This window comes from Cetobacterium sp. (assembly GCF_048470075.1).
Classification (GTDB): Bacteria; Fusobacteriota; Fusobacteriia; order Fusobacteriales; family Fusobacteriaceae; genus Cetobacterium_A.
This window is the reverse complement of the sequence record NZ_DBGBQB010000101.1, coordinates 1-10,758: the sequence shown is the minus strand read 5'-3', so window position 1 is coordinate 10,758 and position 10,758 is coordinate 1. Positions and strand designations below refer to the sequence as shown.

The window sequence follows — 10,758 nt, the reverse complement described above, 5'->3', positions numbered from 1 at the left end:
TGCTAATCCCATATCTGATAATACTTTAGAGATTGCTGCTGTTGTTGTTGTTTTTCCGTGGTCAACGTGTCCGATTGTTCCAATGTTAACGTGCGGTTTGCTTCTTTCAAATTTTTCTTTAGCCATTTGAAATTTCCTCCTATTTTAATTTATATTTTATAATTTTTGTTATGACCCCTTACTAGAGGTCACAACATTATTAAACTTTTACAAGTTGAAGATTTTAAAAAGATAAGTTACTATCTTCCTCTCTCTTCTTGGATAGCTTTTTGAACTGATGCAGGAACTTGTGCATACTCTTCAAATTCCATAGAGTAAGTTGCTCTTCCTTGAGATTTAGATCTTAAATCAGTTGCATATCCGAACATTTCTGATAAAGGTACTTTAGCGTTGATTATCTTCGCTCCGTTTCTATCAGTCATTCCTCCGATCATTCCTCTTCTTGAGTTGATATCTCCTATGATATCTCCCATGTACTCTTCTGGAGTAGTTACTTCTACTTTGAAGATTGGCTCAAGGATGATTGGTTTTGCTTTTTGAGCAGCTTGCTTAAGTGCCATAGATCCAGCAATTTTAAATGCCATCTCTGATGAGTCAACCTCATGGTATGATCCATCATAAAGTGTAACTTTTAAGTCAACCATAGGGTATCCAGCTACAACTCCAGCCTCAAGAGCCTCTCTACATCCTTTTTCAACAGCAGGAATATACTCTCTAGGGATAACTCCTCCTGTTATTTTATTTACGAATTCGAACTCTTTACCAGGGTTTGGCTCAAGAGTAATCTTAACGTGTCCGTATTGTCCTTTTCCTCCAGATTGCTTAGCGTACTTAACTTCTTGGTCTTGTGCCATAGTTACAGTCTCTCTGTAAGCAACTTGTGGTTTACCAACAGTTGATTCAACTTTGAATTCTCTCTTCATTCTATCAACGATGATCTCTAAGTGTAACTCTCCCATTCCTGAGATGATTACTTGTCCAGTTTCCTCATCAGTTTTAACTCTGAATGTAGGATCCTCTTCAGCAAGCTTTGATAAAGCTAATCCCATTTTCTCTTGGTCAGCTTTTGTTTTTGGCTCAACTGCAACTGAGATTACTGGCTCAGGGAATTCCATTTTCTCTAGAACGATTGGTGCATCTTCAGCACATAGAGTATCTCCTGTAGTTGTATCTTTTAATCCAACTGCAGCTGCGATATCTCCACAGTAAACAACTTCGATTTCCTCTCTTTTGTTTGCGTGCATTTGAAGAATTCTTCCCATTCTCTCTTTTTTACCTTTTGTTGAGTTTAATACGTAAGATCCTTTTGTAAGAACTCCTGAGTAAACTCTGAAGAATGTTAATCTTCCAACAAATGGGTCAGTCATAACTTTAAATGCTAAAGCAGCAAATGGAGAATCATCTGAAATCTCTCTAGTTATTTCTAACTCTTCGTTCTTAACATCTGTTCCTTTGATGATAGCTTTATCTGTTGGAGCTGGCATGTATGCTACGATAGCATCAAGTAATGCTTGAACTCCTTTGTTTTTAAATGCAGTTCCACAAGTAACTGGTACTATTGTGTTTGCTAATGTTGCAGCTCTTAAAGCAACGTTGATTTCAGCTTCAGAGATCTCTTCTCCTCCGAAGAACTTCTCCATTAACTCATCAGAAGTTTCTACTACTGATTCGATCATGAAGTTTCTAGCTTCTTCAGCAGCATCTGCTAATTCAGCTCTGATCTCTCTAACTTCAAAATTCTGTCCATTGTCAGAATCTTTTGGCCATACGATCTCTTTCATTGCTAATAGGTCGATAACTCCTTCGAAGTCATCCTCAGCACCGATTGGTAATTGAATAGGTACTGGATTTGCTCCTAACTTATCTTTAATATCGTTAACGCACATCTCGAAGTTAGCTCCGATTCTGTCCATTTTATTAAAGAAAGCTATTCTTGGTACACCGTATTTGTCAGCTTGTCTCCAAACTGTTTCAGACTGTGGTTGTACTCCGTCAACTGCTGAGAATACAGCAACTGCACCATCAAGTACTCTTAGAGATCTTTCAACCTCAACTGTAAAGTCCACGTGTCCTGGTGTGTCTATTATATTTATTCTGTGATTTTTCCAGAAACATGTTGTAGCAGCAGAAGTAATTGTAATACCTCTCTCTTGCTCTTGCTCCATCCAGTCCATTGTAGCGGCACCTTCGTGAACCTCTCCAATTTTATGAGCTACTCCAGTATAGAATAATATTCTCTCTGTTGTAGTAGTCTTTCCTGCGTCGATGTGAGCCATGATACCAATGTTTCTAGTCATTTCTAAAGAAACGCTTCTAGCCATTTTGTTATCCTCCTAAATTTTAAATTACAACTGAAATTAGAACTTGTAGTGTGCGAAAGCTCTGTTAGCTTCAGCCATTTTGTAAGTATCCTCTTTCTTCTTAATAGTAGCTCCTTCGTTGTTTGCTGCTGCTATTAACTCTGCTGCTAACTTCTCGATCATTCCGTACTCTTTTCTTTGTCTTGTATAAGTAGTTAACCATCTGATAGCAAGAGTTTGTTGTCTCTCAGGTCTTACTTCTACTGGAACTTGGTAAGTAGCTCCTCCGATTCTTCTTGATCTTACTTCGATCTGAGGTTTAATGTTCTCTAATGCTTGCTTAAATACATCGTACCCCTCTTGACCAGTTTTTTCTTTTATTAAATCCATTGCAGAATAGAATATTCCTTCAATGATTGATTTTTTCCCATCTAACATGAAAGAGTTGATAACTTTAGTTACAACTTTATCAGAATATCTTGAATCAGGTAATACATCTCTTTTTACTGCTGCTCTTCTTCTTGACATTTACTGTCCACCTCCTTAATTAATTATTACGCTTTCTTAGCTCCGTATTTAGATCTTGATTGTTTTCTCTTAGCAACTCCAGCTGTATCTAAAGCTCCTCTGATAACTTTATATCTAACTCCTGGTAAGTCTTTTGTTCTTCCTCCTCTTACTAGAACGATTGAGTGCTCCTGTAAGTTGTGTCCCTCTCCTGGGATATAAGAAGTTACTTCGATTCCGTTAGTTAATTTTACTCTGGCAACCTTTCTTAAAGCTGAGTTTGGTTTCTTAGGTGTAGTAGTATAAACTCTTACACACACTCCTCTTCTTTGTGGGTTTCCTTGTAATGCTGGTGATTTTTTACTCTCTTCTAGAGTTTGTCTTCCTTTTTTTACTAATTGACTTAAAGTAGGCATTTTACCCTCCTTCCTCTGAATTTTTTTATTTATTATTTTTAAATAATATTTAACTTTAGTATTATAATAGCTTTATTGCAAAAAGTCAAAGATAATTTTACCACAATTTTATTTTTTTACAACTATTTTTTTAATTCCTCTAGCTCTAGAGCAGTTTCATCCCAGCTTTCCATAGCTTCTAAAATTCTTTCATCTTTTAGATCTATCTCTCTTTGAATGTCCATTAACTCATCTAAATTATTGTTTTTTCCAGCAACTTCATACCTTTTTTCCAAGTCACTTTTTTCACTTTCTAATCTCTCTATCTCTTCCTCTAATTTTTTATATTTTTTTTCTAAGTTTGTGATTTTATTTCTATTTCTTTTTTGCTCCTCATAATTTAAACCGGCAGTTTCGTCTTTTTGTTTGATAATATCTTTTTGTGAGATATAGGACTCATAGTCTCCCTTAAATAAAGTAGCTCCCTCTTTAGTCACTTCATATATATTATTTACAACACTCTCTAAAAAATATCTGTCATGAGAAACAACTATAATCGTTCCATCATAGTCCTCTAAGGCTTCCTCTAATATCTCTCTAGAGTAGATATCCAAGTGATTTGTTGGCTCATCCAGTATTAAAAAATTAGGTCTTGATAATATGAGTTTCATAAAAGCTACTCTAGCTTTTTCTCCACCTGAAAGAGATTTTATTTTTTTATCCACATCATCTGCTGAAAATAGGAATCCTCCAGCTATAGTTCTAGCTTCCTCATCACTCATTGGGAAAGTATAAAGTAACTCTTCCAGTATTGTATTTTCCATTTTTAATCCTTGATGATTTTGGTCATAATAACCTATCTTTACTCTTTCACCAATTTCTACAGTTCCACTTTTGGCTTTTTCCAAATCATTTATAATCCTTAAAATAGTTGATTTTCCAACTCCATTTTTTCCGATTATTCCAACTCTATTTCCTCTGTAGATAGTTAGATTTAAATTGTTAAAAAGTTTTTTCTCACCGTAGCTCATAGTTAGATTTTTTAGCTCTAAAACTTTATCTACACTGGGAGTTTCAACTTCAAATTTAAGTTTTATTTTTCTGACTCCAACAATAGGATTTTCACTTTTTTCCATTCTATCTAAAAGTTTTTGTCTACCTCTAGCTTGCTTTGATTTCTGTCCAGCTTTATATCTTCTTACAAACTCCTCCATCTTTCTGATTTTATCCTGTTCTTTTTCAAAAGATTTTACAGCTCCAGATAGATAGGCCTCTTTTTGAATAACATACTCAGAAAAGTTTCCTTTATAAGCTTTTAAAGTTTTTCCCTCTATTTCAAAAACTCTATTTACAATGTTATCTAAAAAATATCTATCGTGAGATATCACTATAAATGCCTTTGGATAATCTTTTAAAAATCGCTCCAACCATTCAATTGCAACTAAATCCAAATGGTTTGTTGGCTCATCCAATATTAAAAGTTCTGGTTCTTCCAACAATATCTTTCCCAAGGCGACCCTTGATTGTTGCCCTCCAGACAGATCTTTTATCTTCACTTTCCACATCTCTTCAGGAATGCTAAGCCCAATAAGAATCTGTTTCACCTTATACTCAATTGCATACCCTTCCTCTTGCTCATATCTACTACTCAAAACAGCTAACTCTTCCATATGTCTATCAAAGTTGTCTAAATCAGTGGCTATTAAATTATTTAGCTCTTTTATTCTTTCATAGTCAGATTTTAAATCAGAAAAAACTCCCATCAATTCATCAAAAATTGTATTTTCTCTATTTAGACTTATATTTTGAGAGAGATAACCTATTTTTAAACCACCTTTTTTTGAGATTGTTCCTCTCTCATTTGTTTCTGGATTTGGGTCTCCATCCTCTAATTCCATAAGCATTTTTATCAGCGTGGATTTCCCTGCTCCATTTACTCCAATAATACCTATTCTATCCTTTTCATCTATAGAAAATGTAATATCTTTTAGCAAAGACTCACCTGAAAAGCCTTTATATAAACTATTTACACTCAGTAAAGCCATCTTCGTTCTCCTTTTTTATTATTTATCCCTTTAATTATAGCATAAGTTTAAAAAAAAGGAGTGGATTTTATATTTCCACTCCTCTATTATAATATTCCATACTTAAACTTGTTAAAATTATTAAAACAATTAAAATCCCCATGGGATAAAAATAGTTATAAGCAACACTCAGTTGGATACACAGAGCTATTAAAATTGGTCCCATCAATGCTGTTATTGAAAAACCAAGTGAATAGTCCTGTAAAACAGGTGTTTCCAATTTAGGATCACAAATTCTTAAAAGTAATAATCCCGTTATAAAAACTCCAGTCGATGTTCCAAACATTGCTAAACTTCTCTCTAAATGATAGTCTTTAAAATATCTTTGGGAAAGTTTATAAATTATTAACCAAGTTATGGAAAACCCTACTATACTAGTGAATACAATGGGAAATATGTAACTCATAACTCCCTTTAAAGGAATAGTAGCCACTGCTGCAACAATTGCAAACTCCGTTAAAGTTCCTGTAATCTTCCCTTTCACTTTCGTATCAATACTCCACTCTAGCCCTCTTTTAGACATTATTTGCCAGATAAAAAACATGATAAACATACCCAAAGACCAGATAGTAATTTTTGATAACACTGGAATTTGAAACTTTTTAAATAGATTCAAAACTATTATAGCAAAACCTGAAACCCCAAAAACAACTGCTAAATGATACGCTAAAGTGTCCACTGTTGTTGTTAGCATTGTCTCTTTTCCTATAAAATTTTGCTTTTCTCTATTTTTTATATAACCGCTTTTATACTCTGATAACACCTCTTGTGTCAAACTACTTCCAGATTTTCTTTTTATCTGAAATATACCAAAAACAATTCCTGTTACCAGTCCAATGGTTGCCAGTGTCACCGTTACTCCTTGAGCCAACTCCCAGTAGTCACCACCTAACTCTTTCAGTGTTCTTCCCACCACTCCAGCTGTTCCATGTCCACCTGCAAATGCAGAGTTTAATTCTGCACCAAAACTTTTATACAGTGTTATATTAAAGAGTTTATCAAAAATAAAGTTTATGAAATATCCTATAAAAAGTTGGATAAAAGTTACTAAAAATAGTATTCCACCTGTGTTCACTGTATTTTTAACAAATCTATTTTTTTTACCCAGCTCCATTCCAAGAGGAACTGAAACTAAGATTGGAACTATTAAGACCCCTGGAATAGACTTTATGCTATTTATCCAACTTAAGGGTATCAACTCATAGTATCTACCTAAAAAATCTGGACCTAGAAATAATCCAATCCCTCCCCCTATTACAGAGGCTGGTATAAATAGTTCCTGCAATAGTTTAATTTTACTTTTTAAAACTATACCCACTATTAAAAGAACACTTAAATATGCAACTATATTTAAAAAATCATTCATTTATAAACTCTCCTGATTTTCCACCTGTTTTTTTACATAGTTTAATATCACTGATTAGCATTGTTTTATCCATGGCTTTACACATATCATAAATAGTTAATAGTGCTGTTGAAACCCCTGTTAAAGCTTCCATCTCCACTCCTGTTTTACCAAAAGTTTTAACTGTAACCCTAGCTTCTATTGTTAAACTCTCATCTAAAAATTTGAATTCAACTTCCACTCCAGTTAAAAATAGTGGATGACACATTGGAATTAATTCGCTCGTTTTTTTAGCTGCCATTATTCCAGCTACTCTAGCGACTCCTAATACATCACCTTTCTCTATAGTTCCCTCTTTTACTTTATTATAAGTCTCTAAGTTCATTGTAATTTTTCCAGTTGTGATTGCCACTCTTTTTGTCTCTTTTTTTTCAGTGACATCTACCATTATGGCTTTCCCATCTTCATTAAAATGTGTTAACACCCTATATTAACCTCCTATGTACTAATTCACCATTGTTTTTAACCTTTAGTATTTCAGCTACAATCTCAATTGCAATTTCAAATGGGCTTCCATCAGATACCTTCAATCCAATTGGAGAATAAAATTTATTTTCTGGTATAACTAAGTTTTGATCACTTAAACTTTTCTTAATCTCAGTAACTTTTTTCTTACTTCCCACCATTCCAATATATTTACACTGTTTTTTCAAAATTGTTTTTAAAGCTATCTCATCTGACACATGCCCTTTTGTCACAATTATAAAATAGGTATTTTCATTTTCATCCAAACTCTCTATAAGAGTTTGATAATCCCCTATTTTTACACTCTCTGAAAACTCCTTAGTCTCCTCTCTATCATCTAAGATAACTCTTTCAAAATCAGAACCTTCCAATATATTATAGATTTTTTGTCCAATATGTCCTGCTCCAACTATAACAACTCTATTCTTTGGATTTATAATCTTTATATATCCCTCTACACTTCCACCACAGCTCATTCCAAGCTCAGCTTCTTTTGTCAAATCATAGCTAAAATTTTGATTTTGATTCTCCTCTAAATTTTTTCTAGCTTGGTTTATAACTCTATGTTCGATTAAGCCACCACCAATAGTTCCTATAAATCCATCCTCCCATACACCCATTAAAGTCCCCTCTTTTCTAGGTGTAGATCCACTTGATTTAGTCAATGTTACCAGTGCTACTTTTTTCCCTGAATTAACAATTTCAAAAATTTTCTCTAAAATACTTAAATCCATCTTTTTCCCCCTTTCTTACGATTTCATATAATATAGCCTCTAAAACAGCTCCACCCAATGCTCTAGCTTTATCAGAAATTGTAAAACAATTGTTATGTTGATTTAATCTTGGATCTATATCTGCTATTTTTAAGCCTTTTTGAACTTTGTATTCATCTCTAATTATTCCTCGTAATAATCCATCTATTGTGGCAAACACTGGTTCTTTACCAATACTACCCAACTCTTCACCTTTTTTTACTATATCCCCAATCTCTTTTAGCCCTTTAAATGTTCCAGAGCATGGAGCATAAATAACCCTGTCCGTTGTTACTCCTCCTATCTCTCCCGGAACTCCTGTGTTTTCCTGTGCACTGCCTCTATAAAGAACTCTTCCCAAGTTATGCCCTCTCATTGTTTCTATAACTGCATCCACATCCTTTCCAGCTGTGAATCCAGGACCCAATCCCACTGTCAATGGAGCCATTTTTCTATTTGTTCCCAAGTTTTTTTTAGCAATAATTGAATCTATTACCACTTCTGGCTTTAATTTTTCAATCCATTTACCAATGGGGTCTACAACTATAGGAATATCTCCATCTACCCAGCAACGCTCAATCTCTTCAAGAGTTTCAACCTTTTTTGCTCTCACATTTTCTACCACTTGCTCATCTGTGTAGATACACTCACAAAAAGATACTGTTCTTCTTATTGCACTTGGGTTTTCTACCTCTAAAACCAACATTTTAAACCCACTCTTATATAGTCTATAAATAACTCCTGTTGCTAAATCCCCTGCACCTCTAACTATAATCAACATTTAACACCCCCTTATTTTTCAAGAAATTTATTTTTATACTCCCAGTATGCTTTTTCTAATCTCTTTGCTATTGCACCAAAACTTTTACACGTATTCTCTATAAAATACTCATCCACTGTAATTCTTTTCCCTGTTCTCAAATTAAAAATTTTCACTATCTCTTTTTCAATAGATTCAGGTATCTCTGTCATATAGTCATGAAGATAATCATTTCTAATTTTTCTTACTATTCCTATAAAGTTTCTTTCATCCTCATTCAATGAGAAATTACCTTTCATTGCTTCCTCTAAAAATAGTATATAGCTATTTAAATATGACATATTTTTATTTTGAATCTCCTCTAAATCCAAGTGTTTATCATAGGCAATATCTTTGGTTATATTCTTTAATAAAACTTCAAATATCATAAAAACATTTAATAAATTGCTCATATGATGTATCTCTTTAAAAGCGTTATTATTTATAAAATAGCACTTACTGTATTTAGAGAACTCTTTTTCGTTATCTCTTGTTGAAGTTAACGACTCTCTTGAAACTTTTTGATACTCTTTTAAGAAAATGCTATTTATACTATACATTCTATAGATTGTAGTCATTCTTATTTCAAACTCTTCAAAAAATTTTGCACTTTCATCATTTACTACAAAATAGGGGTTAGGTTCACATGGAATTGTCTCTATCTGAATACATATATTTTTCAAGTAATCTCCATTTTTTTCATCCTCTTTATGCTCACAGTTCTTACATCCACAATTTTCACTACTACACTCTATTTTCTTTTCAATAATCTCCTCATTTTTAACAACTTCTTGCTCTTTTTTTTTCGTAAAAATTCTTTTAAAAAATTCCATGATTCACCTCTGATCTCTAAAGACTTCTATACCAATTCCAAGCTGTTTCAATTATTTTACTGACATCTGTATATTCAGGTTCCCATCCAAGTATCTCTCTTGCTTTTTCACTAGCCGCTACCACTGAAGCCGGGTCTCCCTCTCTTCTCTCTATAATTTCTGACTTTATATCAATCTTTGTAACTTCTTTAGCTGCATTTAACATCTCTAAAACTGAGAATCCATTTCCATTTCCTAAATTATAAATTCCACTAATATTTTTTTCCAATGCTGGCAAAGCGGCAATATGAGCTCTAACTAAATCAACTACATGAATATAATCTCTAATTCCTGTACCATCTTTTGTTGGATAATCATTTCCATATATACTTAATTTCTCTCTCTCCCCTTTTGCAGTTTGAAGTATTATAGGTATCAGAGCCGTTACTCCATCACCTTTTTGTCCTATATGATATTTTTCATGAGCCCCTCCCACATTAAAATATCTAAATATTGAATAGTTTATTCCATATGCTTTTGCTGCATCTATTATAACTCTTTCAGCCATCAGTTTACTTGCCCCATAAGGATTTATAGGGTTAGTTGGATAATCTTCATACACTAGCCCCTCACACTTCACCTCTCCATAAACTGCTGCTGTCGAAGAGAATATAATACTTTTTACCCCATATTTTTTCATCATTTCAATTACATTCATAACTCCATAGGTATTATTTAAATAGTACTTATTAGGTTCAAAAACACTTTCTCCAACTTTTATATATCCTGCAAAGTTCATAACTGCATCAATTTTATTATCTTTAAAAATATTTTCAAAAGAATTGATATCTCTTATATCCCCTTGATAAAATTTCGCTCTCTTATCAACTAACTCTATATATCCATTTTCTAGGTTATCTAATACAATAACGTTGTACCCTGAATCCAGTAGTTCCACTACGGCATGACTTCCAATATACCCTGCTCCACCAGTGACCAATATATTCTTCATATAACACCTCTCTACAATTTAATTTTTATCTATTAAATTATAGCATAATTTTACAAAAAATAAAAAAAGATTGGCAACTTCCTATCCTCCCAGGGGGCTGCCCCCCAAGTACTTTCAGCGTTTATGGGCTTAACTTCCAGGTTCGAAATGTTACTGGGTGTACCTCCATAGCTATCGTTGCCAATCAATATTTAATTTACTTGGATCATTTGAAACTATATAGTAGT

General features: G+C 33.4%; 11 protein-coding genes and 1 rRNA gene. All 12 read right to left on the bottom strand.

The genetic code is table 11. The annotated features are described in order from the left end of the window. Positions 1-126 (bottom strand): GTP-binding protein (locus ACMOUI_RS03855; RefSeq protein ID WP_418964421.1); only part of this gene is annotated, 126 nt, incomplete at its 3' end. Positions 127-239: 113 nt separating this feature from the next. Next, a complete protein-coding gene (fusA, locus tag ACMOUI_RS03850) occupies positions 240-2,321 on the bottom strand; it encodes an elongation factor G (protein WP_418964420.1) in 2,082 nt (693 codons plus the stop codon). A gap of 36 nt (positions 2,322-2,357) precedes the next feature. Next, the gene (gene rpsG / locus ACMOUI_RS03845) at positions 2,358-2,828 is read right to left on the bottom strand and encodes a 30S ribosomal protein S7 (protein WP_418964419.1); all 471 of its coding nucleotides are present in this window, start codon (positions 2,826-2,828) and stop codon (positions 2,358-2,360) included. A gap of 26 nt (positions 2,829-2,854) precedes the next feature. Continuing rightward, positions 2,855-3,223 carry a 30S ribosomal protein S12 gene (rpsL, locus tag ACMOUI_RS03840; protein ID WP_023051095.1) on the bottom strand — a complete coding sequence of 123 codons (369 nt, stop codon included), beginning with the start codon at positions 3,221-3,223 and terminating at the stop codon, positions 2,855-2,857. Between the two features lie 122 nt (positions 3,224-3,345). Continuing rightward, the gene (locus ACMOUI_RS03835; RefSeq protein ID WP_418964418.1) at positions 3,346-5,247 is read right to left on the bottom strand and encodes an ABC-F family ATP-binding cassette domain-containing protein; all 1,902 of its coding nucleotides are present in this window, start codon (positions 5,245-5,247) and stop codon (positions 3,346-3,348) included. Between the two features lie 67 nt (positions 5,248-5,314). After that, positions 5,315-6,652: a sodium:glutamate symporter gene (locus tag ACMOUI_RS03830; protein WP_418964417.1), complete on the bottom strand. Its 1,338-nt coding sequence runs from the start codon at positions 6,650-6,652 to the stop codon at positions 5,315-5,317. Further along, on the bottom strand, positions 6,645-7,115 hold the full coding sequence (moaC, locus tag ACMOUI_RS03825; RefSeq protein WP_418964416.1) for a cyclic pyranopterin monophosphate synthase MoaC: 471 nt from the start codon (positions 7,113-7,115) through the stop codon (positions 6,645-6,647). Before moaC ends, ACMOUI_RS03830 begins: the two co-directional genes overlap by 8 nt. Position 7,116: 1 nt before the next feature. After that, complete coding sequence (locus tag ACMOUI_RS03820) at positions 7,117-7,890, bottom strand: XdhC family protein (protein WP_418964415.1); 774 nt, start codon at positions 7,888-7,890, stop codon at positions 7,117-7,119. Beyond that, the gene (yqeB, locus tag ACMOUI_RS03815) at positions 7,859-8,689 is read right to left on the bottom strand and encodes a selenium-dependent molybdenum cofactor biosynthesis protein YqeB (RefSeq protein WP_418964414.1); all 831 of its coding nucleotides are present in this window, start codon (positions 8,687-8,689) and stop codon (positions 7,859-7,861) included. The genes ACMOUI_RS03820 and yqeB overlap by 32 nt, the downstream gene beginning before the upstream one ends. An 11-nt stretch (positions 8,690-8,700) precedes the next feature. Further along, positions 8,701-9,540 (bottom strand): hypothetical protein, encoded by an 840-nt coding sequence (locus tag ACMOUI_RS03810; RefSeq protein ID WP_418964413.1) that lies wholly within the window; start codon positions 9,538-9,540, stop codon positions 8,701-8,703. A gap of 16 nt (positions 9,541-9,556) precedes the next feature. Next, positions 9,557-10,531, bottom strand: coding sequence for a UDP-glucose 4-epimerase GalE (gene galE, locus ACMOUI_RS03805; protein ID WP_418964412.1), 975 nt, complete (start codon positions 10,529-10,531; stop codon positions 9,557-9,559). A gap of 68 nt (positions 10,532-10,599) precedes the next feature. After that, positions 10,600-10,716, bottom strand: a 5S ribosomal RNA gene (gene rrf, locus ACMOUI_RS03800). Between the last annotated feature and the right edge of the window lie 42 nt (positions 10,717-10,758).